The sequence below is a fragment of the Sphingopyxis soli genome (genome assembly GCF_018682675.1).
In the GTDB taxonomy this organism is placed as follows: domain Bacteria; phylum Pseudomonadota; class Alphaproteobacteria; order Sphingomonadales; family Sphingomonadaceae; genus Sphingopyxis; species Sphingopyxis soli.
On record NZ_JAFMTR010000031.1, the window covers coordinates 12,834 to 34,878 of the forward strand.

General features: G+C 65.7%; 17 protein-coding genes. 9 read left to right on the top strand and 8 right to left on the bottom strand.

The genetic code is table 11. From position 1 onward, the window contains the following. Positions 1–17: 17 nt before the first annotated feature. Together J1N50_RS03825 and J1N50_RS03830 are read left to right on the top strand one after the other, a co-directional pair. On the top strand, positions 18–1,124 hold the full coding sequence (locus J1N50_RS03825; protein ID WP_215350457.1) for a CDP-alcohol phosphatidyltransferase family protein: 1,107 nt from the start codon (positions 18–20) through the stop codon (positions 1,122–1,124). After that, the gene (locus tag J1N50_RS03830) at positions 1,121–1,549 is read left to right on the top strand and encodes an HIT family protein (protein ID WP_215350458.1); all 429 of its coding nucleotides are present in this window, start codon (positions 1,121–1,123) and stop codon (positions 1,547–1,549) included. Before J1N50_RS03825 ends, J1N50_RS03830 begins: the two co-directional genes overlap by 4 nt. Here J1N50_RS03830 and J1N50_RS03835 read toward each other — a convergent pair. From J1N50_RS03835 to J1N50_RS03845, 3 genes are read right to left on the bottom strand one after another with little or no spacing between them, the layout of a single operon-like run. Then, the gene (locus J1N50_RS03835; protein WP_215350459.1) at positions 1,537–2,301 is read right to left on the bottom strand and encodes a phosphocholine cytidylyltransferase family protein; all 765 of its coding nucleotides are present in this window, start codon (positions 2,299–2,301) and stop codon (positions 1,537–1,539) included. The two genes, J1N50_RS03830 and J1N50_RS03835, sit on opposite strands and share 13 nt — an antisense overlap. Continuing rightward, positions 2,298–3,086, bottom strand: a complete 789-nt coding sequence (locus tag J1N50_RS03840) for a nucleotidyltransferase family protein (protein WP_215350460.1) — start codon at positions 3,084–3,086, stop codon at positions 2,298–2,300. Before J1N50_RS03840 ends, J1N50_RS03835 begins: the two co-directional genes overlap by 4 nt. After that, positions 3,083–4,039, bottom strand: coding sequence for an alpha/beta hydrolase (locus J1N50_RS03845; protein WP_246553074.1), 957 nt, complete (start codon positions 4,037–4,039; stop codon positions 3,083–3,085). Before J1N50_RS03845 ends, J1N50_RS03840 begins: the two co-directional genes overlap by 4 nt. Before the next feature lie 136 nt (positions 4,040–4,175). Between J1N50_RS03845 and J1N50_RS03850 the strand changes: the two genes are divergently transcribed. Continuing rightward, positions 4,176–5,006 (top strand): diacylglycerol/lipid kinase family protein, encoded by an 831-nt coding sequence (locus J1N50_RS03850; RefSeq protein ID WP_215350461.1) that lies wholly within the window; start codon positions 4,176–4,178, stop codon positions 5,004–5,006. Further along, entirely contained in the window at positions 5,003–5,851 is an 849-nt protein-coding gene (locus J1N50_RS03855) for a metallophosphoesterase family protein (protein WP_215350462.1), read from the top strand. Before J1N50_RS03850 ends, J1N50_RS03855 begins: the two co-directional genes overlap by 4 nt. Before the next feature lie 86 nt (positions 5,852–5,937). On the opposite strand, the gene recF is transcribed toward J1N50_RS03855, so the two are convergent. Then, complete coding sequence (recF, locus tag J1N50_RS03860) at positions 5,938–7,053, bottom strand: DNA replication/repair protein RecF (protein ID WP_215350463.1); 1,116 nt, start codon at positions 7,051–7,053, stop codon at positions 5,938–5,940. Between the two features lie 267 nt (positions 7,054–7,320). On the opposite strand from recF, the gene J1N50_RS17910 reads away from it, so the two are divergent. After that, positions 7,321–7,449, top strand: coding sequence for a hypothetical protein (locus J1N50_RS17910; protein ID WP_269433187.1), 129 nt, complete (start codon positions 7,321–7,323; stop codon positions 7,447–7,449). A gap of 60 nt (positions 7,450–7,509) precedes the next feature. Further along, positions 7,510–7,689 carry a PspC domain-containing protein gene (locus tag J1N50_RS03865; protein ID WP_058455575.1) on the top strand — a complete coding sequence of 60 codons (180 nt, stop codon included), beginning with the start codon at positions 7,510–7,512 and terminating at the stop codon, positions 7,687–7,689. Positions 7,690–7,785: 96 nt separating this feature from the next. On the opposite strand, the gene J1N50_RS03870 is transcribed toward J1N50_RS03865, so the two are convergent. From J1N50_RS03870 to J1N50_RS03885, 4 genes are all read right to left on the bottom strand, one after another. Continuing rightward, positions 7,786–8,487, bottom strand: a complete 702-nt coding sequence (locus J1N50_RS03870; RefSeq protein ID WP_215350464.1) for a TonB-dependent receptor — start codon at positions 8,485–8,487, stop codon at positions 7,786–7,788. Between the two features lie 107 nt (positions 8,488–8,594). Then, positions 8,595–12,875: a DNA-directed RNA polymerase subunit beta' gene (gene rpoC / locus J1N50_RS03875; RefSeq protein WP_215350465.1), complete on the bottom strand. Its 4,281-nt coding sequence runs from the start codon at positions 12,873–12,875 to the stop codon at positions 8,595–8,597. A gap of 123 nt (positions 12,876–12,998) precedes the next feature. Then, the gene (gene rpoB / locus J1N50_RS03880; RefSeq protein WP_215350466.1) at positions 12,999–17,177 is read right to left on the bottom strand and encodes a DNA-directed RNA polymerase subunit beta; all 4,179 of its coding nucleotides are present in this window, start codon (positions 17,175–17,177) and stop codon (positions 12,999–13,001) included. Between the two features lie 317 nt (positions 17,178–17,494). After that, positions 17,495–18,244 (bottom strand): TorF family putative porin, encoded by a 750-nt coding sequence (locus J1N50_RS03885; RefSeq protein ID WP_215350467.1) that lies wholly within the window; start codon positions 18,242–18,244, stop codon positions 17,495–17,497. A gap of 260 nt (positions 18,245–18,504) precedes the next feature. Here J1N50_RS03885 and ispG point away from each other — a divergent pair, with 260 nt between their 5' ends. From ispG to J1N50_RS03900, 3 genes are all read left to right on the top strand, one after another. Continuing rightward, positions 18,505–19,656: a flavodoxin-dependent (E)-4-hydroxy-3-methylbut-2-enyl-diphosphate synthase gene (gene ispG / locus J1N50_RS03890; protein ID WP_215350468.1), complete on the top strand. Its 1,152-nt coding sequence runs from the start codon at positions 18,505–18,507 to the stop codon at positions 19,654–19,656. Between the two features lie 143 nt (positions 19,657–19,799). Then, positions 19,800–20,891, top strand: coding sequence for an Rv3169 family protein (locus tag J1N50_RS03895; RefSeq protein WP_215350469.1), 1,092 nt, complete (start codon positions 19,800–19,802; stop codon positions 20,889–20,891). Next, positions 20,888–21,931: a phosphotransferase family protein gene (locus J1N50_RS03900; protein WP_215350470.1), complete on the top strand. Its 1,044-nt coding sequence runs from the start codon at positions 20,888–20,890 to the stop codon at positions 21,929–21,931. The genes J1N50_RS03895 and J1N50_RS03900 overlap by 4 nt, the downstream gene beginning before the upstream one ends. Positions 21,932–22,045 lie beyond the last annotated feature (114 nt).

Below are 22,045 nucleotides of genomic sequence, written 5' to 3' on the forward strand. Positions count from 1 at the left end.
CGGTAAGAGCGCAGGTGATGACCACTGCCTCCGCGCCGCCCGCCCTGATCGCTTTCGGCGACAATTCGACCCTGCTGTGGGGCATGACCAACGCCGAACGGCTGCGCCGCCTCGCGCGCGCCGAGGGTCTGCCCGAACGCACGGATGCAACGGGCGCGCATCTTTATGCCAACCTCGCCTATGTCTTCGACCCGCTGTGGCTGCGGCACCTCTTGACGCTGCCCGACACGATGGTGGTCGATGGCGGCGAACCCGTGCTCGCCTATCTGACCGGCGGCCGCACGCCCGAGGCGGCGGCGCAGGACAACCGTGTGCGGATCATCGAGTATCGCGACAATCCGCAAATCTACAACCGCCAGCTCCGCAAGCTCGACTGCCCGTTCATCCAGCGGCTGACCCCCGAAACGCGGCGCCAGATCGAACGGAAAAGCTATTTCGGCGCGTACAAGGGCGTCACCGACGCGCTGACCAAATATCTCTGGCCCGAACTCGCCCTCTGGCTCACCCGCATCGCGGCCAGCATCGGCATGACCCCGAACATGGTCACTGCGATCGGCGCGACGCTCTGCGTCTATGCGACCTATTTGTTCGCGGTGGGCGATTATTGGTGGGGGATGCTCGCGGGTTTCATCTTCATGGTGCTCGACACCGTCGACGGCAAGCTCGCACGCTGCACGATCACCTCGTCCAAATGGGGCAATGTCGCCGATCATGGCGTCGATCTGATCCACCCGCCCTTCTGGTGGTATTTCTGGGGGGTCGGCCTTGCGGGCTGGGGGCTGGCGCTGCCGACCGCGACCTTTGTCTGGATCATGGGCGCGGTGATCGCGGGCTATGTCCTCCAGCGCGTGATCGAGGGATTGTTCATCAAGGATTTCGGCATGGACATCCATGTCTGGCAGAAATTCGACAGCCAGTTCCGCCTGATCACCGCGCGGCGCAACCCGAATATGGTGATCCTGTTCGTCGCGACGCTCGCGGGACGTCCCGATCTCGGGCTGATCGCGCTTGCGTGGTGGACCGTCATCTCGCTGCTCGTCCACGCGGTGCGCCTGGTGCAGGCCTATGCGCAGCACCGCGCGGGCCGTCCGATCGTCAGCTGGATGGAGGAAGCGCAGCCATGAACGCGACGATCGAAAAATTCGGCTTCCCCGCCACGCTGGTTGCCGAGTTCGAGCATTGGGTCGTCCTGCTCCGCCCGGCGCAGCCGACGCTGGGCGCGCTGGTGCTCGCGGCGAAATCCGATGCGACGGCGTTCGGCGACCTGCCCGCCGACGCGCATGCCGAGCTAAAAACCGTGACCGCCGCAATCGAGGCGGCACTGACGCAGGCCGTCGGCTATGCGAAGATCAACTATCTGATGCTGATGATGGTCGACCCGCACGTCCACTTCCACGTCCTGCCGCGTTACGATGGCGAACGCAGCGGCGCGGGACTGACGGTCGCCGACGCAGGCTGGCCGGGCCAGCCCGACCTGGGACAGGCGGTGAAGCTGGCCGATGCACAGATCGCCGCGCTCACCGGCTGGCTCAAACCCTATTTTGCGTAGCGCCCCTCGGCCACCCACTTCGCGGTGAGCGCATCGGCAGCTTCGACGTCCTGCGGGAAATCGACCTCCTGCCACTCAAGCCCCTCGATCGACACGGTGCCGACGCGGTTGCCCTTCGCGATGATGTCGATCGCGCGCAGATACCAGCGCTCGACCCCGTCGGGGGTGCGCATCATCTGGTCGACCTGATTGCGGAAAATCGACGGACCGTCGCCGATAAAGGCAAGCATCCCGATCGACTCGGCATTGGTGTCAGGAGGCAGCAGCCGCTTGCCGATGTGGTGAAGCCGCCCCTCGGCGTCGCGGTTCACCTTCATGTCGTCGTCGTCATACGCGCCTTTGACATCGACGGTAACGGTAATCGGCTCGCTCGCGCCTCCGATCAGCTTCGCGACGATCTCGTCCGAGACGATGGTGTCGCCGTTGAGGATGATGAAATCGCGGTCCATCTCCTCGCGCGCGATCCAGCAGGTGCCGAGATTGTCGGCGACCTGGAAGAAGGGATTGAACAGCGTACGAATGCGCGCGCCGGTGTCGCGATAGAGCTGCAGCGCATGATCCTCGACCCGCTCGGTGCGAAAGCCGGTGACGACGACGATGTCCTTGATGCCATTGGCGACGAGCGCCGCGACCTGCCAGCTGATCAGGCTGCGGCCATTGAACTCGATCAGGCATTTGGGGATATCGCGGGTCAGCGGCAGCAGGCGCGAGCCCTGCCCCGCCGACAGGATGATGGCTTTGTCGATGCTCATAGGGGCGCCCCTATAGCGCCTTGGCGCCGCGCGGCAAATATCCGTTCTATGAGCTCGATGTCCGCGGGCTTGTCGGCGTCGATACACGCCTCGGGCTCCGACATTGCCACGACCTTCGCCTTGAGGCCGAAACGCAGCCCCGCGCGCGCGATACCCTGCCGGATCGTAAAGAGCCGCAAGAGCGTGCCGAGCAGCAGCCAGGGGCCGAACGCGGCGATAATCTTCAAGCCTTTCTTGCGGTCGCGCTCGATCCGCCCCCAGAAGTCGAGCAAGGGCAGCACGCGCCGTCCGCTGAGGCGGAACAGGTTCGCGCCCGACCACCAGCCGCCGCGGAACTTGAGCCAGGTGCGCCGCGATTCGGGATAGCGCGCGAGCAAAACAGCTTTCTCGACCATCGCCACCGCGACGTCGCTGTCCTCCGCGCCCGCCACGAACTCCGCGATCATCGATGGCGTCAGCAGCACATTGTCGGCGGTCGTTACCAGCATCGGCGCGTCGCTGTCGGGCAGCGCGGCGGCGAGCGAACTGCTGATCCCCTGCCCCGAATCCTCGAATTGCAGCCCGTCGATCCCCGCGAGCATCGGCTCGGCGGCGAGCTCGGCGCTGTTCTGAGCGAGGATTGTGATCCGCCCGACGTGCGGCGAGGCGCGCAGCGCGGTCACCACATGGGCGAGCATCGGCTTGCCCGCGACCGGGAGCAGCGCCTTGGTCGAAGCGCCGCTGCCGGTCAGCAGCGGGTCGGGGCCGGGGCGGCTGCCGGCGAGGACGATAGCCGGGATCGTCATTCGGCGGCGTCCGACGCGGGGACGATGCGGCGGCCGGTTACCCCGCGCAGGAAGTCGGTCGCGTCGTCGAGCACCGGCCCCCGCGACCGGAACGGCGCCGACAGCGCCATCACGATGCCGGTGTGCCCCATGCCGGGATAGATGCGCAGCGCCGCCGATCCGCCCGCCTTTTCAATCGCGGCGGCCAGATTCTGGCTGTTCCTCGGGCGCACCGTTTCATCCTCGTCGCCCGTCGCGAGCCACAACGGCGGCGCATCGCCGCGCGCATAGGCGATCGGCTGGGTCTTTTCCGGCGGGCGAACCTTGCCCATCGCCCTGTCGGCGCTCCCGCCCTTTTCCATCGGCAGAAAATCATAGGGGCCGGCAAGCCCGGCAACACCGCGGATGATCGACGGATCGCTCTTCGCGCCACGCAGCCATTGCGGGTCGAGCGCCAGCATCACGGCATTATAGGCGCCCGCCGAATGGCCCATCAGCGCGATCCGGTCGGGATCGCCCGCGAGGCCGCCGATGTGCCGATGCGTCCACGCCACCGCCCTGGCGCTGTCCTCCAGGAAATCGGGCCAATGCGCCTTGGGGGTGAGCCGGTAATCGGGGATGACGACGACGAAACCCTTCTGCGCCAGCGCGCGGCCCGCGAAGCCATAGCTTTCACGCGCGCCGCTGTCCCAGCCGCCGCCATAGAAAAAGACGATCACGGGCAGTTTGTCGCCCTGCTTCGCATTCTCCGGCACCCAAATGTCGAGCGACTGGCGCGGCCCGTTGCCGTAGGGCTGATCGCCGATCAGCAGCCGCGCGCCGCCATCCGGCCCGAGCAGCTTGTCGGCCAGGTTGAGCGACTTCGCGCCGCCCGCCACGACCATTTTCGCACCGCTGCCAAACAGCAGCAGCAGCAGCACCAGAACGATGATGAACTTGATCAAACGCCGTCCTTTGGCTGCGCGCGCGGTCATGGCTATCGCGCCCTACAGGGCGGCGCGGCGCCGAACAAGATGGCGCAGCGGGCGGGACGCATGACCTGCGGATCAAGTCCGGGCCGTCGGGGATGGGTGGAGGCGACCTTTTCCCCGCTCATGCGTAGGACAGGCCATGACCGGTCCCTTCACCCGCCCCGCCCTCGTCTGCAACATCCGGAGCGGCAGCCACGATCCCGCGATCCGCGCTGCGATCGAGGCGGCGTGCCGCGATGCGGGTACGCCGCTCGTCGCCACTTTCGAACTGCCCGATGGCGCGGTTCCCGACGCGACGACCCTTCGCGAGCGGGACATCGACCTGCTGCTGGTGTGGACCGGCGACGGGACGATCAACGCCGCGGCCCGATCGGCGGCCGGCTGGAATGGCGCGATCCTCCCGCTGCCCGGCGGCACGCTCAACCTCTTGTCCAAGGCGCTTCACGGCGACCGCCCGGCGCCCCGGATACTGACCGATGCGCTGATGGGCAAAGGACGCCGCCGGCCGGTCCCGACGATCCGCTCGGCAGGCGGCGAGGCGTTCATCACCATCGTCGCAGGACCGGCAACGCACTGGGCCGAGGTGCGCGAGACGATGCGCCAGGAGGGGCTGCTCGAAGCCGGGCGCGCGGCGCCCGACGCGCTCGAGGCGATGATGAACGCGCCCGGCGTGCGCGTAGCGGGGCACGGCAAGGCCTATCCGGCCGTCATCCTCACCCCGACCGGGGCCGGGGTGCGCGCCGACGGCATATTGACCGAAGGGACAATCGACGTGCTGCGCCACGGACTGGCCTGGCTGGGCGGCGATTTCCGCGACGGGCCAAGCGAGGAGATCGCGCAAGGCGAGACGATCGTGCTCGAAAGCGATGCGCCGATCAGTCTCGAATATGATGGCGAACTGACCGAGACCGGATCGCCCGCGCGCTTCGGGCTTGCCGCAAGCGCCGTCGATTTCGTCGCCACCCTATGAAGCGGCTGTTCCACATCAGCGATCTGCATTTCGGGCTTGAGGATCATAAGGCTCTCGACTGGTTCGCCCGGTGCGTGCGCGTCGAACGTCCGGCTGCGGTGCTGATCACCGGCGACCTGACGATGCGCGCGCGCAGCCGCGAATTCGCCGCGGCCTGCGATTGGATCGCGGCGCTCGACGTGCCGGTGACGGTCGAGGTCGGCAATCACGATCTGCCCTATTTCAACCCGTTCGCACGCTTCTTCCGCCCCTATGCGCGCATCCGCCGGATCGAGGGGTTGGTCGAACGCGAACTCGACCTCGATGGCGTCGCGGTCGTGCCGCTCAAGACCACGGCGCGCGCGCAGTGGCGGCTCGACTGGTCCAAGGGCCGGGTCACGCGGCGCGCGCTCGACCGGACGCTGGCGGCGATCGACGCGCTGCCCGCCGACACCGATGTGCTGGTGACAGCGCACCATCCGCTCGTCGAGGCGGGGACGAAGGGCCGCGCCCTCACGCGCGGCGGCGAGCGCGCGCTGACCGAACTCGCGGCACGCGGGGTCGCGGCGGTGCTCACCGGCCACGTCCATGACGCCTTCGACCTCTTGAAGGAAACCAGCGCCGGCCCGATCCGCATGATCGGCGCGGGGACGCTGTCGAAACGGCTGCGCTCGACCCCGCCGGGTTTCAACGAACTCGCCATCGCATGCGGCCGGATCGACGCCCGCGTCCGCAACCTCGAGCACGTCGCCACCCCCGACATGCAGATCGGCGCCGTCCCGCCCAACGCGCTGCCGCCGCGCACCCCCGGCGAGCCAGTCGCGCCCGTCGGCGCGGTGCCCCCGGTGGACCCGCCGGTTCGTTGAAGGGGAAGACGTCGAGTCGGGGAGCGGCCTTTCAGGTGTGATGAGGGCGGCAACAGCTTCGACCGGCAGGCGATCGCCGGCCGGACCTAACCCGGCCCGATCCGCCCACCCGCAATGCGAAAGCGCGTTACCGGCCCCGGCATGTCGGCGAACAGCGCCGCCTCGGTCCCGGTGAGCCAGGCTTGTCCGCCCTGCGCCGCCAGCCGGTCGTAAAGCGCGGCGCGGCGCAGCGGGTCGAGATGCGCCGCGACCTCGTCAAGCAGCAGCACCGGGCGCTGGCCGCGTCCACGCGCGACGCAATCGCTGTGCGCGAGAACGAGCGAGAGCAGCATCGCCTTCTGTTCGCCGGTCGAGCAGCGCGCCGCGGCGCGGCCGGTCGCGGCGTGGACCGCCAACAGGTCGTCGCGATGCGGCCCGGCGGTCGCGCGTCCGGCGGCGGCGTCGATACGGCGGCGCGACGCGAAGAGCGTCTTCAGCGCTTCGGCATCGTGGGGCGCCTGGCGCGGTACGCCGTCGGCGGCAACGAGCGTCAGCAGCGGGCGCGCAAAGGGCGCATCGGGCTGGCCGGCGAGCTCGGCCGACAGCGCCGCGAGCGTCCGCTGCCGCGCCGCGTCCATCGCCGCGCCATGCTCGGCAAGCTGCGCCTCGAGGCTGGCGAGCCATTGCTGGTCGGCGGTCGCCATATCGGCGAGCAGCTTGCCGCGCGCGCGCAGCGCCGCGTCATAGCGGTTGCTGTGCTGCGCATGGCGCGGGTCGAGCGCGAGGACGAGCCGGTCGAGGAAGCGGCGGCGGTTGCCCGCTGTCTCGACGAACAGCCGGTCCATCGCGGGGGTCAGCCACAGCACGGCGATCCATTCGCCGAGCGAGGCCGCCGCCGCCGATGCGCCGTTGATCCGCACGATCCGCCGCCCGGGATGCGCGGGCTCGATCCCCGTGCCCAGCGCGACCGGCGGCAGGTCGGCATCGGCCGCCGCAAGCAGCTCGGCAAAGATCGCGAAGCCGCCGGTCGCACCGTCGCGCACCATGTCGGACAGCGCGGCGCGGCGGAGCCCGCGGCCCGGCGCGAGCAGCGAGATCGCCTCCAATATATTGGTCTTGCCCGCGCCATTGTCGCCGTGCAATGCGACGAGTCCCGGTCCGGCCGCCATGTCCGCGCCGGCATGATTGCGAAAGTCGGTCAGCGAGAGGCGGACGAGCGTCATGGCGACGGCGCTACCGCACCATAAGGGGCGACGCCAGCCCACCGCACGCCTCTTCACCCGTCATCCCCGAGCACATCTCGAATAGCGATATAAAATTTTTCCCAAAATTGGGAATTTTCACCATAGAACCGCAAAACGCGCGCTGAAATATTCTATCTCCGGCTCAAAAACGGCGGTTAACCGGCGCTGAATGAAATTGGCACGGCTCCTGCATTACATCGGGCATCCACCGGATGGTCCGGGTGGAGGATGAAAAAGGATAGGTAAATGGCCCACTTCAATGTTGAATCGCTCAAGAGCTACGCGATCGCCGCGGTTGCTTCGGCTTATTGCTCTCTCATGTTCCTCGCCGCTGTCGGTCCGAACGCAGCGCACTTCGGCGGGCTGGTTGCTTAACCAGCCCCCGTACCCCGCGAACAACGCCGGTCCCGACGGGCCGGGATGGAAAGGAAAGAAATGAAACAGGGTTTTCGCAAGAATCGTCGCGATGGGGTGATCTTCGGTGTGTGCGCCGGGATCGCGGACCAGTTCGGCTTCGACGTCTTGTGGACGCGCGTCGCCTTTGTCGCCCTGACGCTGCTCGGCTTCGGCCTTCCGCTGCTGCTGTACCTGACCGTCGCGATCCTCGCGCCGTAACGCAGCCCGGGCCGGCCCGCCTTTCAGGCGCAGTCGCACCGGCCCGCAAATTTCCCAAAAACGAAGGGCTCACCGGCCTCGACCGGTGGGCCCTTTTCATTTGGGCCGCACCGTGAAGCGATAGGGGATATAGAGGAACACCTCGGTCGGGCTGGCCTGCGCCCAGATGAGCTGCTCATTGAGCCCCGCAACCTCGACGCCATAGTCGGGACCGAAGACACCCGCGGTCTTGAGCGCCTCGCCTGCGACCAGCTTGACGATCTCGGGCCGATACTGGTCGGGGTTGATGATCGTCAGCGTGATCTCGCCGTTCTTCTCCAGCAGCGCGCGCCCGTTGGGCGGCACCGCCTTGATGAAATTGTCGATCCGTCCCTGCGCGCTGCCGACCGATCCCGCGAGGCTAGCCTTCACATAGAGCTCGATCTCGCTGGTGTCGGGGCGCTGGCCGCGCCCGAAGACCAAATCCTTGAAGTTGGCGAGCGTCAGCTTGGTGAGTTCGAATTCGCCGGTGACGAGTTCGACCCCGGCACTATCGGCGCGACGGATCGCGGCTTCGAGCATCGCATGAATTTCGCGCTTTCGCATATCCTCATCGCGCGAGTCAGAGGTGAACTGGACCGGCTGGATCGCGCTATCGGCGGTCCGCCGCAGCCCGACCACGGTCTGCTCGTCCGAGAGATAGTCGGCCGACGCGCGCTGCGCCGTCACCACCACCTCGCCTTCGATATTGCTATTGTCCTGCGCCGCCGCCGGCGAGACCGCCAGCAACAGCCCGGCACCGATCAGATAAGCCCGCATCATCCCACTCCCTCCCGAACGAAGGCGCAGGCTATCAGTTTGGCGGCAAAGAAAAAGCCCCGCCGGATCGCTCCGGCGGGGCTTGTTTCTGTCAGGCTCCGAGGGGCTTATTCCCCGTCGCTCTGGATCAGATAATCGCCGGCATCGGCGTCGGTGCCGTGGGTTTCACCCTCGACCGCGCCGAGCGGATCGTCGCCGATCGCGGCTTCGGGGCCCTGCGCCAGTTCGGCGGCATGTTCCTCGGCCGCCGACTGCGGCGCGATGAGATGCGCTTCGGTGGCGTTGCGCATCGCGGCACGGAGCGCGGCGTCCTTCGACGATGCGGTGACGCGAACGCGGTTCATGGCAGCGCCGGTACCCGCCGGGATAAGGCGGCCGACGATGACATTTTCCTTGAGGCCCATCAGCGAATCGACCTTGCCCTGCACCGACGCTTCGGTGAGGACGCGGGTCGTTTCCTGGAAGGACGCGGCCGAAACGAAGCTGCGGGTCTGCAAGCTCGCCTTGGTGATCCCGAGCAGGACCGGACGGCCCTCCGCAGGCTTGCCGTTCTTCGGCAGCTTGGCGTTATACTCCATCATCTCCAGATAATCGAGCTGCTCGCCCGGCAACAGCGTGGTGTCGCCGCCGTTGGTGATCTCGACCTTTTGCAGCATCTGGCGAACGATCACCTCGATGTGCTTGTCGTTGATCTTCACGCCCTGCAGTCGATAGACTTCCTGGATTTCCGCGACCAGATACTCGGCCAGCGCTTCCACGCCCATGACGTCGAGGATGTCGTGCGGGTTCGGCGAGCCCGAAATCAGCGCGTCGCCGCGCTTGACCTGGTCGCCTTCCTGCACTTCGAGAACCTTCGACTTCGGGATCAGATATTCGATCGGATCGCCCTCTTCCGGAACGATCGCGATCTTGCGCTTCGCCTTGTAATCCTTCACGAATTCGATGCGGCCGCTGATCTTGGCGATCACCGCATTGTCCTTCGGGACGCGCGCTTCGAACAGCTCGGCAACACGCGGCAGACCGCCGGTAATGTCGCGCGTCTTCGACGCTTCGCGGGTCACACGGGCCAGAACGTCGCCCGCCTGCACTTCCTGGCCGTCCTCGACCGACAGCATCGTGCCAACCGCGAGCAGGTAGCGCGCAGCTTCGCCCGAGGCGTCGTCGAGCAAGGTCAGGCGCGGCTGAAGGTCTTCCTTCTTGCCGCGGCCGGCGGCGCGATATTCGATCACGACGCGCTGGGCGATGCCGGTCGCTTCGTCGACCTGTTCGATCAGGGTCTTGGTATCGATCAGATCCTGATACTTCACGACGCCCGGCTTTTCGGTGATCAGCGGCATGGTGAACGGATCCCATTCGGCAATCCGGTCGCCCTTCTTCACCTTCTCGCCGTCCTTGTGCATGATCTGCGCACCATAGGGCAGCTTGTGCGTCGCCCGTTCGCGGCCTTCGCTGTCGATCACCGCGATCTCGCCCGAGCGCGACAGCGCCAGACGGCGGCCGCGCTGATCGACGATCGTCGCCATGTCGCGATATTCGATCGTGCCGTCCGAGATGGCTTCGAGGTTCGACTGCTCGTTGACCTGCGCCGCGCCACCGATGTGGAAGGTACGCATGGTGAGCTGCGTGCCGGGCTCACCGATCGACTGGGCGGCGATGACGCCGACCGCTTCGCCGATGTTCACCGGCGTGCCGCGCGCGAGGTCGCGGCCGTAGCATTTGGCGCAGACACCGAGGGTCGCTTCGCAAACCAGCGGCGAACGGATCTTGACCGCCTGCACTTCGGCGTCCTCGATCTTCGCGACCATCGCTTCGTCCAGCAGGGTGCCGACCGCCGCGATGATGTTGCCGTCCTTGTCGGTGACATCTTCGAGCGTCGTGCGGCCGAGAATGCGTTCGCCCAGCGAGGCGATCGTCGAACCGCCCTGGATGATCGCGCGCATTTCCATGCCGCGGGTCGTGCCGCAATCATCCTCGATCACGACGCAATCCTGCGACACGTCGACCAGGCGGCGGGTCAGGTACCCCGAGTTCGCCGTCTTGAGCGCCGTGTCCGCGAGGCCCTTGCGGGCGCCGTGGGTCGAGTTGAAATATTCAAGGACGGTCAGGCCTTCCTTGAAGTTCGAGATGATCGGCGTTTCGATGATCTCGCCCGACGGCTTCGCCATCAGGCCGCGCATGCCCGCGAGCTGCTTCATCTGCGCTTGGCTACCGCGGGCACCCGAATGCGCCATCATGTAGATGGAGTTGATCGGGGCCATACGGCCGTCGGGCAGCTTCGGCGTCGCGCGGATCTCGTCCATCATCGCGTTCGCGACCTTGTCGCCGCACTGCGACCAGGCGTCGATCGCCTTGTTGTACTTTTCCTGCTGCGTGATCAGGCCGTCCTGATACTGCTGCTCGAAATCCTTCACCAGCGCGCGCGTCTCGTCGACCATGCCTTCCTTCGACGCCGGGATAATCATGTCGTCCTTGCCGAACGAGATGCCCGCCTTGAAGGCGTTGCGGAAGCCAAGCGCCATGATGGCGTCGGCGAACAGCACGGTCTCTTTCTGGCCGGTGTGGCGATACACCTGGTCGATCACGTCGCCGATTTCCTTCTTGGTCAGAAGGCGGTTGACGACGTCGAAGGGCACGGTGTGCGACTTCGGCAGGCATTCGCCGATCAGCATGCGGCCGGGGGTGGTTTCGTAGCGCTTGAGGTAGGTGTTGCCGTCCTCGTCGGTCTGCGGAACGCGGCTGACGACCTTGGTGTGCAGCGTTACCGCGCCGGTGAACAGCGCCTGATGCACCTCGGCCATGTCGGCGAGCAGCATGCCCTCGCCCGGTTCGCCTTCGCGCTCCAGCGAGAGATAGTAGAGACCGAGGACCATGTCCTGCGACGGAACGATGATCGGCTTGCCGTTCGCGGGGCTGAGGATGTTGTTGGTCGACATCATCAGCACGCGCGCTTCCAGCTGGGCCTCGAGGCTCAGCGGGACGTGGACGGCCATCTGGTCACCGTCGAAGTCGGCGTTGAACGCGGCGCAGACCAGCGGGTGAAGCTGGATCGCCTTGCCTTCGATCAGCACGGGCTCGAACGCCTGGATGCCGAGGCGGTGAAGCGTCGGAGCGCGGTTCAGCAGGACCGGGTGCTCGCGAATGACTTCGTCGAGGATGTCCCAGACTTCCTTGCGTTCCTTTTCGACCCACTTCTTCGCCTGCTTCAGGGTCATCGACAGACCCTTGGCGTCGAGGCGCGCATAGATGAACGGCTTGAACAGTTCGAGCGCCATCTTCTTCGGCAGGCCGCACTGGTGCAGCTTGAGCTCGGGACCGGTCACGATGACCGAACGGCCCGAATAGTCGACGCGCTTGCCGAGCAGATTCTGGCGGAAGCGGCCCTGCTTGCCCTTCAGCATGTCCGACAGCGACTTCAGCGGACGCTTGTTGGCGCCCGTGATCGTGCGGCCGCGGCGACCGTTGTCGAACAGCGCATCGACGGCTTCCTGCAGCATGCGCTTTTCGTTGCGGACGATGATGTCCGGCGCGCGCAGCTCCATCAGCCGCTTCAGGCGGTTGTTGCGGTTGATCACGCGGCGATACAGATCGTTGAGATCCGACGTCGCGAAGCGGCCGCCGTCGAGCGGCACCAGCGGGCGCAGTTCGGGCGGGATGACCGGCACGACTTCGAGGATCATCCACTCGGGACGGTTGCCCGATTCGATGAAGCTCTCGACGACCTTCAGCCGCTTGATGATCTTCTTGGGCTTGAGCTCCGACTTGGTGGTCGCGAGCTCTTCCATCAGGTCGACGCGTTCCTGCTCCAGATCGAGATTCTCGAGGAGCACGCGGATCGCCTCGGCGCCGATGCCGGCCGAGAAGGCGTCCTCGCCATATTCGTCCTGCGCGTCGAGCAGCTCGTCTTCGGTCAGCAGCTGGAACTTCTCGAGCGGGGTCAGGCCGGGCTCAAGGACGATATAGGCCTCGAAGTACAGCACGCGCTCGAGCTGCTTGAGCTGCATGTCGAGCAGCAGGCCGATGCGCGACGGCAGCGACTTCAGGAACCAGATGTGCGCGACCGGCGCGGCGAGCTCGATATGGCCCATGCGCTCGCGGCGGACTTTGGTCACCGTGACTTCGACACCGCATTTTTCGCAGACGATGCCCTTGTATTTCATGCGCTTGTACTTGCCGCACAGGCACTCGTAATCCTTGATCGGACCGAAGATGCGCGCGCAGAACAGGCCGTCACGCTCGGGCTTGAACGTGCGGTAGTTGATCGTTTCGGGCTTCTTGATCTCGCCGAACGACCACGAACGGATGCGCTCCGGGCTCGCGATGCCGATCTTGATCATGTCGAAGGTTTCGGGCTTCGCGACCGGGTTCATGAAGTTGGTAAGCTGGTTCATTTGTCTGGTTCCTCGCTTAGCCCCTCCCATTCAGGGGAGGGGTTGGGGTGGAGGGCTGCGGCCTTGCTCTTGGCCGATAGCCCCCACCCCCGGCCCCTCCCCTGAAGGGGAGGGGTGGGATATTTATTCGGCGGCTTCGGGAAGAGCGTCCGGACCTTCGCCTTCGTCTTCGTCCGCATAGGACGAAAGCTCGACGTTGAGGCCCAGCGAGCGCATTTCCTTGACGAGCACGTTGAAGCTTTCGGGAATGCCGGCCTCGAAGGTGTCGTCACCCTTGACGATCGCTTCGTAAACCTTGGTGCGGCCGATCACGTCGTCGGACTTCACCGTCAGCATTTCCTGCAGCGTGTACGCCGCGCCATAGGCCTGGAGCGCCCAGACCTCCATTTCACCGAAGCGCTGGCCACCGAACTGCGCCTTGCCGCCCAGCGGCTGCTGGGTGACGAGGCTGTACGGCCCGATCGAACGCGCGTGGATCTTGTCGTCGACGAGATGGTGGAGCTTCAGCATATAGATGTAGCCCACGGTCACCTTGCGATCGAACTTGTCGCCGGTGCGCCCGTCATACAGGTCCGACTGACCCGATTCATGCAGGCCCGCGAGGGTCAGCATGTTGGTCACATCGGCTTCCTTCGCGCCGTCGAATACCGGCGTCGCGAACGGCACCCCGACCTTCAGATTCTCGGCGAGTTCGACGACGCTGTCGGCGTTGCGCGCCTTGATGTCGTCGACATATTCGGCGCCATAGACACGCTCCAGCGTGTCGCGCACCGCTTCGGGCATCTGGCCGCCGGTCGCGTCGGGATTGGCGTCGCGCCAATCCTCCAGCGCCTGCGTCACCTGCCGCCCGAGGCCGCGCGAAGCCCAGCCAAGGTGCGTTTCGAGGATCTGGCCGACGTTCATGCGCGACGGCACGCCCAGCGGGTTCAGCACGATGTCGACCGGCGTCCCGTCTTCGAGGAACGGCATGTCCTCGTTCGGCAGGATGCGGCTGATGACGCCCTTGTTGCCGTGACGGCCGGCCATCTTGTCGCCCGGCTGCAGCTTGCGCTTGATGGCGACGAAAACCTTGACCATCTTGAGCACGCCGGGGGCGAGCTCATCGCCGCGCTGCAGCTTTTCGACGCGGTCCTCATATTTCGCGTTGATGCGCTTGATCGCTTCGTCATACTGCGCCTTGATCGCTTCGAGGGCGGTCTGGGCGGTGTCGTCGACAACCGCCAGCTTCCACCAGTCGGCGCGGTCGAGGTCGACCAGCATGTCCTCGGTGATCACGTCGCCCTTCTTCAGGCCCTTCGGAACCGCGCTGGTGGTCTGGCCGACCAGCAGTTCCTTGAGGCTGGAGAAGGTCGCGCGGTTGAGGATTGCGCGCTCGTCGTCGGCGTCCTGCTTCAGGCGCTCGATTTCCTCGCGTTCGATCGCGATCGCGCGTTCGTCCTTGTCGATACCGTGGCGGTTGAAGACGCGGACTTCGACGACCGTACCCGACACGCCCGGCGGCAGGCGGAGCGAGGTGTCGCGCACGTCGCTGGCCTTTTCACCGAAGATGGCGCGCAGCAGCTTTTCTTCCGGCGTCATCGGCGATTCACCCTTGGGGGTAATCTTGCCGGCCAGAATGTCGCCCGGGCCGACCTCGGCACCAATATAGACGATGCCCGCTTCGTCGAGGTTGCGAAGCGCTTCCTCGCCGACGTTCGGGATGTCGCGGGTGATGTCCTCCGGCCCGAGGCGCGTGTCGCGGGCAGTGACTTCGAATTCCTCGATGTGGATCGAGGTGAAGACGTCGTCCTTCACGATGCGCTCGCTGATGAGGATCGAGTCCTCATAGTTGTAGCCGTTCCACGGCATGAACGCGACGAGCACATTCTTGCCGAGCGCCAGTTCGCCAAGCTCGGTCGAGGGACCGTCGGCGATGATGTCGCCCGAGCGGACGACATCGCCGACCTTCACCAGCGGACGCTGGTTGATGCAGGTCGACTGGTTCGAACGCTGGAACTTCTGGAGGCGATAGATGTCGACGCCCGACTTGCCGGGTTCGACCATGTCGGTCGCGCGGATGACGATACGCGTCGCGTCGACCTGGTCGATCACGCCGCCGCGGCGCGCCGCGATCGCCGCGCCCGAGTCGCGCGCCACGGTGCCTTCCATGCCGGTGCCGACGACCGGAGCCTCGGCGCGAAGCAGCGGAACGGCCTGACGCTGCATGTTCGAACCCATCAGCGCGCGGTTGGCGTCGTCGTTCTCGAGGAACGGGATCAGCGACGCCGCGACCGAAACGAGCTGCTTCGGCGACACGTCCATCAGGGTGATCTGGTCACGCGGCGCCATCAGGAATTCGCCCGCCTCGCGCGCCGAGATCAGCTCGTCGATGAAGCTGCCGTCGGGGTTGAGGTCGGCGTTCGCCTGCGCGACCGTGTGCTTCGATTCCTCCATCGCCGACAGATAGACGACCTCGTTGGTCACCTTGCCGTCGATGACCTTGCGGTACGGCGTCTCGATGAAACCATATTTGTTGACGCGCGCGAAGGTCGCGAGGCTGTTGATCAGGCCGATGTTCGGGCCTTCGGGCGTTTCGATCGGGCAGATGCGGCCATAGTGGGTCGGGTGAACGTCGCGAACCTCGAAGCCCGCGCGCTCGCGGGTCAGACCGCCCGGCCCGAGCGCCGAAACGCGGCGCTTGTGCGTCACTTCGGAGAGCGGGTTGGTCTGGTCCATGAACTGCGAGAGCTGCGACGAGCCGAAGAATTCGCGCACCGCGGCGACCGCGGGCTTCGCGTTGATCAGGTCGTTCGGCATCACCGTCGAAACGTCGACCGACGACATGCGCTCCTTCACCGCGCGCTCCATGCGGAGCAGGCCGACGCGATACTGGTTCTCGAGCAGCTCGCCGACCGAACGGACGCGGCGGTTGCCGAGATTGTCGATATCGTCGATCTCGCCCTTGCCGTCCTTCAGGTTCACCAGCTCCTTGACGACAGCGAGGATGTCCTCGCTGCGCAGCGTCGTGACCGTATCCTCGGCATCGAGGCCGAGGCGCATGTTGAGCTTGACGCGGCCGACGGCCGACAGGTCATAGCGCTCGGGGTCGAAGAACAGGCCGCCGAACAGCGCTTCCGCGGTTTCGCGCGTCGGCGGTTCGCCGGGGCGCATGACGCGGTAGATGTCCGAAAGCGCCTGGTCGCGGTCCTCGGCCTTGTCGGCCTTCAGCGTGTTGCGGATCCAGGGGCCGGTGTTGTTGTGGTCGATGTCGAGCAGGACGAGCTTGTCGATCCCGGCGGCGTCGAGCTTTTCGAGATTGTCGGCGGTCACTTCGTCGCCGGCTTCGATGTAGATCTCGCCGGTCGCCTCGTTGATCAGGTCATAAGCCGAATAGCGGCCGAAGATTTCCTCGGTCGGGATCAGCAGCGTGTCGAGACCGTCCTTCGCCGCCTTGTTGGCAAGGCGCGGGCTGATCTTGTGGCCGGCGGCGAAGACGACTTCGCCGGTCTTGGCGTCGACGACATCGAACGCGGGCTTCGAACCGCGCCAGTTTTCGACGACGAACGGCACCTTCCAGCCGTTCGAGGCGCGCTCGAACACCAGACGGTCGTAGAAATAGTTGAGGATTTCCTCGCCCGACATGCCCAGCGCATAGAGCAGGCTGGTGACCGGCAGCTTGCGCTTGCGGTCGATGCGGACGTTGACGATGTCCTTGGCGTCGAATTCGAAGTCGAGCCACGAACCGCGGTACGGAATGACGCGCGCTGCGAACAGATATTTGCCCGACGAGTGGGTCTTGCCGCGATCGTGGTCGAACAGCACACCCGGCGAACGGTGCATCTGCGAGACGATGACGCGCTCGGTGCCGTTGACGAAGAAGGTGCCGTTCTCGGTCATGAGCGGCATGTCGCCCATGTAAACGTCCTGCTCCTTGATATCGAGCACCGAACGGGTGTCGGTTTCGCTGTCGACTTCAAAGACGATCAGGCGCAGCGTGACCTTCATCGGCGCCGCATAGGTGATGCCGCGCTGACGGCATTCCTCGACGTCATATTTCGGCTCTTCGAGTTCGTAGTGGACGAAGTCGAGCTCGGCGGTGCCGGCGAAATCGCGGATCGGAAAAACGCTGCGCAGCGTCTTTTCGAGGCCCGAGACATAACCGATCGAGGGATCCGAGCGCAGGAACTGCTCATAGGATTCGCGCTGCACCTCGATGAGGTTGGGCATTTCCACCGCTTCGTGGATGTTGCCGAACAGCTTGCGGATTCGCTTGGTCGCGGTTGCTTCGAGGGCCTTGCCCACCGACTTCGCCTTGGTCGCCATAAGTGATTGTCTCGCCTTAAGAAAATAGCTCGCGAGCGCAGGAGAGACGCAAAAAAGCCGCAAGCAACCGTTGCCGGTTTACCGCAGCTTTCCAACGCATCTCGAAATCCCTACCGCCCTATTCTTGTGACCCGTTGCGCAAAGTCAGGCCGCTTCCCGGACGATCGGGTGTGGACGCGATATAGGATTTGGGCACGGCGCTGTCAACGGGAGCGGCGGCGCAAGACCGGAACGCATTGGCCCGCGCATGGCAAAAGGGGACGGCCTCCCCCCAGAGACCGCCCCCTCGAGCGCGTGGTCGCTGACCCGCTAGGCGATCAGAATGCGACGCCCAGCGTAAAGACCACGGTCGGATCGTAGAGCGTATCGACCGCCTTGATGCCCGACTTTTTGACGTCGGTGTCGATATACTGGACCGACAGCGTCGCCGGACCGGCGGCGAAGGACGCCCCCACCGACCAGTCGAGATAATTGCCGTCGGCCGCAACGAGGCCGAGCGAACCGTCGGTGTACCCGATACCGGCAGTCAAGGTGACCGGCGAATCGGGGATGGCATAGCCCAGCCCAAGATTCAGATAGATATTGTCATCGCTGCCCAGCGACTTCTGATCCCAGGCATAGGCGACGGTGCCGGTCGCCGAGACCGGGCCGATGTCCTGCGACAACTTGCCGATGACTTCGAAATAGTCGGTCGGCGCGCCGCCGTCGTCGCTGCCCGGATAGGTGTAATAGGTGAGGCCGATATCGACCGTGGTTCCCGGCGCAATTTCGGTGTTGTAGCCACCATAAAGGTCGAGCTCGAACTTGCCGTAAGCCGGGCTGTCGGGGAAGGTCGAACCCCATGCGCCGACATAGAAGCCGCTCTCATGGCTCAGCGTTATGGTCGGCTGCACAGCGACCTTTTCGTTCGACAACGAAATGCCACGGAAACGATAGTCGCTGGTGACGGCGATGCCACCCGAAACCGTGAACGGGCCGCTGGCTTCTTCTTCCTCGGCGAAAGCCGGCGTCGACAGGGCCGAGGCGGCGAGCAGCATGCCGAAGCACGCTTTGGTGACAAACTTCATGGGTTGATCCCCCTAAAAAACAAACCGGATCGTCCCAACCTGCCGTGCGCGCTCACGCCTCTGCACGGGCATGTAGCGACGAACGAGATGAAAATTGCCGATTTTGCTGCATTGCACAAACAAAAATTGCGCATCCCTGCGCATTAGCTGGCTAACTGTGTCTTTTCGGCAACATCGGAGCCGTCCGTGCTTGCGCTTTGCCAAGCGCGCGCGCGGCGGCTAAAGAGCGGCGCGTATCTCCCTTCTTTTCGGGCTATGTCATGAGCGATCACAATCCCGGCCTGCGCCCCTGGCGCGACATCGCACGACGGACGAGCCGCCAGATCATGGTCGGCAACGTCCCTGTCGGCGGCGGCGCGCCGATCACCGTGCAGACGATGACGAACACGCTGACCAGCGACGCGGTCGCGACGATCGACCAGATTCGCCGCTGCGAAGACGCCGGCGCCGATTTGATCCGCGTTTCGTGCCCCGACACCGATTCGACCGCCGCGCTTCCCAAGATCGTCCGCGCCGCGCGTATCCCGATCATCGCCGACATCCACTTCCACTACAAGCGCGCGCTCGAGGCTGCCGACGCAGGCGCCGCGTGCCTGCGCATCAATCCCGGCAATATCGGATCGTCCGAACGCGTCGGCGAAGTCGTCCGCGCCGCGAAGGCGAACGGCTGCGCGATCCGCATCGGCGTCAACGCCGGCAGTCTCGAAAAAGACCTGCTCGAAAAATATGGCGAACCCTGCCCCGAGGCGCTCGTCGAAAGCGCGCTCGACCATATCAAGCTGCTCCAGGATCACGACTTCCACGAGTATAAGGTCGCGGTGAAGGCGAGCGACGTCTTCCTTGCCGTTGCCGCCTATATGCAGCTCGCCGACGCGGTCGATTGCCCGCTGCACCTCGGCATCACCGAGGCGGGCGGCCTGATCGGCGGCACGGTGAAATCGGCGCTCGGCATCGGCAACCTCCTGTGGGCGGGCATCGGCGACACGATCCGCGTCAGCCTGTCGGCCGAACCCGAAGAGGAAGTGCGCGTCGGATATGAAATCCTGAAATCCCTGGGCCTGCGCACCCGCGGCGTCCGCGTCGTCTCCTGCCCCAGCTGCGCGCGGCAGGGCTTCGACGTCATCCGCACGGTCCAGGCGCTTGAGGATGCGCTCGGCCATATCAAGACCCCGATGTCGCTCTCGGTCCTCGGCTGCGTCGTCAACGGCCCCGGCGAGGCCCGCGAAACCGACATCGGCATCACCGGCGGCGGCAACGGCCGCCACATGGTCTATCTCTCGGGCGTCACCGACCACCATGTCGAGGACGCCGACATGATCGCGCACATCGTCAAGCTGGTCGAAGCGAAGGCGGCGGAGATCGACGCGGGCAGCGCGGTGAGCATGGACACGCTGCACGGCAAGGCTGCCTGACAGCAACGATCGGGCAGGAACCGGTCGGCCCCGGCGTTCGCCGGGGATCACGCCAGCAATGGCAGCGATCGCCCCTAACCCGACATCCCTTCCCTTCCGTCAAGTCCCGCGATACGTTGCAACAAAAAACGGGACGAGGACATATGCTGACCAAGGGCGACGACTTTCCGCTCCACCAGACCAGCGAACCGGTTGCGTTCGCGGGGACCGACCGCAACTTCTACGACCGCTATTTCTTCAACGGCTACAGCCCGGACGGATCGGTTTTCTTCGCCGCCGCGATGGGCTTCTATCCGCAGCTCGGCATCGTTGACGCGAGTTTCTGCGTCATCGTCGACGCGGTGCAGTATAATCTGCGCGCCAGCCGCCGTTCGGGCGGCGAACGGCTCGACCTGTCGGTCGGGCCGATCGCCATCGGCATCGACGCGCCGCTCGAAAGCCTGACCCTGCGCATCGCGGCGAACGACGGCCCGCTTGCCGCCGAACTGGTCTTTACCGGCCGCCATTTCCCGATCGAGGAACCGCGCTTCATCCGCCGCAACGGCACGCGGCTGTTCATGGACTATACGCGCATGACGCAGAACGGCCGCTGGTCGGGCTGGCTGTCGGTCGACGGGCAGCGCACCGCGGTCGGCGACGGCTGGAGCGGCACGCGCGACCGGAGCTGGGGCGTGCGTCCGGTCGGCGCGAGCGAGCCGCAGCCGCCGCCCGAGGGCAATTTCACCCAATTCTTCTGGCTGTGGACGCCGTGCAATTTTGCCGATCGCTCGCTCTTCTTCCACAGCAACGACGATGGCGAAGGCAAGCCGTGGAACCGCCGTGCGGTGATCGTCGCCGACGGCGGCGCCGAGCAGCATTTCGACGCCGCGACCTTTACCGTCGGGTGGCAGCCGGGCACGCGGCGGCTCGCCCGGATGACGGCGGACCTCGGCGGCGGCCGGTCGTTGATGCTGAGCCCCGACGGTGCCGTCTTCGCGATGAGCGGGCTCGGCTACACGCATCCGCTGTGGGGGCATGGCCTCGATCATGGCGCGGAGCCTGCCGTCGCCCACGACCGCCTGACCGAGGCCGAGCGCGGCTGGGGCAACCCGCTCGCAATGCATATCCAGGCGCTCGCGACCGCCGAACTGACCGACGGCGGCGGGACGCATCGCGGCGTCGGTGTGCTCGAACAATTGTTCGTCGGCCCGCACGCACCGAGCGGCCTTTCCGGCTTGCTGGACCCCGTCGCTTGAGCTTCCCGACCTCGCCCGAGGCGATGTCGCCCGCGTGGCTCGCCGGCAAACTCGGCCAGGAATCGACCGCGCTCCGTGGCTTTACCGTCGCCAAGGTTGGCACCGGGCAGATGTGCGACAGCTTTCGCCTGACGCTCGACTGGGCGGGCGGGGTCGACGCGCCCGCCTCGGTCATCGCCAAATGCCCAAGCCACGATGAAGCGAGCCGCCACATCGCCAGGCTCACCGGCACCTACGTCAAGGAAGTGAGCTGGTACCGCGAACTCGCGGCGGGCAGCGGGGTCGCAGCGCCGGTGTGCCATCATGCGGAGATTGCCGCCGACGATGTCGATTTCATCCTGATCCTTTCCGACCTCGCGCCGGCGCGGCAGGGCGACCAGCTCGCGGGTCTCGGGCTGGCGGGATTGGCGCCGTGCATAGAGGCAGCGGCGGGGCTGCACGCGCTGCTCTGGAACGATCCACGGCTCGATACCTTGCCCTGGCTCGCACGCGACAACGGCGATGTGATCCGCTCGCTTTTCCCGCAGCTCTATATGGGCTTTCGCGAACGCTATGCGACGCGGCTCGCGCCCGCGGTGCTCGACCTCGGCGCCGGGATCGTCGACCGGCTCGACGCCTATCTGTCGCGGCAGCCATCCGCGCGCACGATCGTTCACGGCGACCTGCGCATCGACAATATCCTCTTCGCGCCCGGCGGCGAGCGCTGCTGGCTCGTCGACTGGCAGACGCTGGGACGGGGCAGCGGCGCGACCGACCTCGCCTATCTGGTCGGCACCAGCATCGCCGATCCGTTCGAGCGGGCGGCCGCCGACCGCCCGGCCTTCGACCACTGGATCGCGGCACTCCGCACACGCGGGATCGCCCCCGACGCGGCCGCGCTCTGGACCGACTATCGCGTCGGCGCGCTCAGCGGCTATTTCATGGCGGTGTTCGCGTCGATGAATGTCGAGCGCACCGCGCGCGGCGACGAGATGTTCGCGGTCATGGCCGAACGCCCGGCGCGACAGGCGCTGGCGCTGGGAAGCCTGGAGCTGCTGTAGGGAAAATGGGGGGTTTCGACCGAAAGCTGACCTATCCTGCATCGCCTCTTTCATCGTCACCCTGAACTTGTTTCAGGGTCCATGGTCTGCCGTTTCCTTCGGCGCGGCGCCGGA

Excerpts from the sequence above, each read along its gene's own strand:
- J1N50_RS03825 (WP_215350457.1), top strand. The coding sequence starts at position 18 with ATGACCACTGCCTCCGCGCCGCCCGCCCTGATCGCTTTCGGCGACAAT.
- J1N50_RS03830 (WP_215350458.1), top strand. The coding sequence starts at position 1,121 with ATGAACGCGACGATCGAAAAATTCGGCTTCCCCGCCACGCTGGTTGCC.
- J1N50_RS03835 (WP_215350459.1), bottom strand. The coding sequence starts at position 2,301 with ATGAGCATCGACAAAGCCATCATCCTGTCGGCGGGGCAGGGCTCGCGC.
- J1N50_RS03840 (WP_215350460.1), bottom strand. The coding sequence starts at position 3,086 with ATGACGATCCCGGCTATCGTCCTCGCCGGCAGCCGCCCCGGCCCCGAC.
- J1N50_RS03845 (WP_246553074.1), bottom strand. The coding sequence starts at position 4,039 with ATGACCGCGCGCGCAGCCAAAGGACGGCGTTTGATCAAGTTCATCATC.
- J1N50_RS03850 (WP_215350461.1), top strand. The coding sequence starts at position 4,176 with ATGACCGGTCCCTTCACCCGCCCCGCCCTCGTCTGCAACATCCGGAGC.
- J1N50_RS03855 (WP_215350462.1), top strand. The coding sequence starts at position 5,003 with ATGAAGCGGCTGTTCCACATCAGCGATCTGCATTTCGGGCTTGAGGAT.
- recF (WP_215350463.1), bottom strand. The coding sequence starts at position 7,053 with ATGACGCTCGTCCGCCTCTCGCTGACCGACTTTCGCAATCATGCCGGC.
- J1N50_RS17910 (WP_269433187.1), top strand. The coding sequence starts at position 7,321 with ATGGCCCACTTCAATGTTGAATCGCTCAAGAGCTACGCGATCGCCGCG.
- J1N50_RS03865 (WP_058455575.1), top strand. The coding sequence starts at position 7,510 with ATGAAACAGGGTTTTCGCAAGAATCGTCGCGATGGGGTGATCTTCGGT.
- J1N50_RS03870 (WP_215350464.1), bottom strand. The coding sequence starts at position 8,487 with ATGCGGGCTTATCTGATCGGTGCCGGGCTGTTGCTGGCGGTCTCGCCG.
- rpoC (WP_215350465.1), bottom strand. The coding sequence starts at position 12,875 with ATGAACCAGCTTACCAACTTCATGAACCCGGTCGCGAAGCCCGAAACC.
- rpoB (WP_215350466.1), bottom strand. The coding sequence starts at position 17,177 with ATGGCGACCAAGGCGAAGTCGGTGGGCAAGGCCCTCGAAGCAACCGCG.
- J1N50_RS03885 (WP_215350467.1), bottom strand. The coding sequence starts at position 18,244 with ATGAAGTTTGTCACCAAAGCGTGCTTCGGCATGCTGCTCGCCGCCTCG.
- ispG (WP_215350468.1), top strand. The coding sequence starts at position 18,505 with ATGAGCGATCACAATCCCGGCCTGCGCCCCTGGCGCGACATCGCACGA.
- J1N50_RS03895 (WP_215350469.1), top strand. The coding sequence starts at position 19,800 with ATGCTGACCAAGGGCGACGACTTTCCGCTCCACCAGACCAGCGAACCG.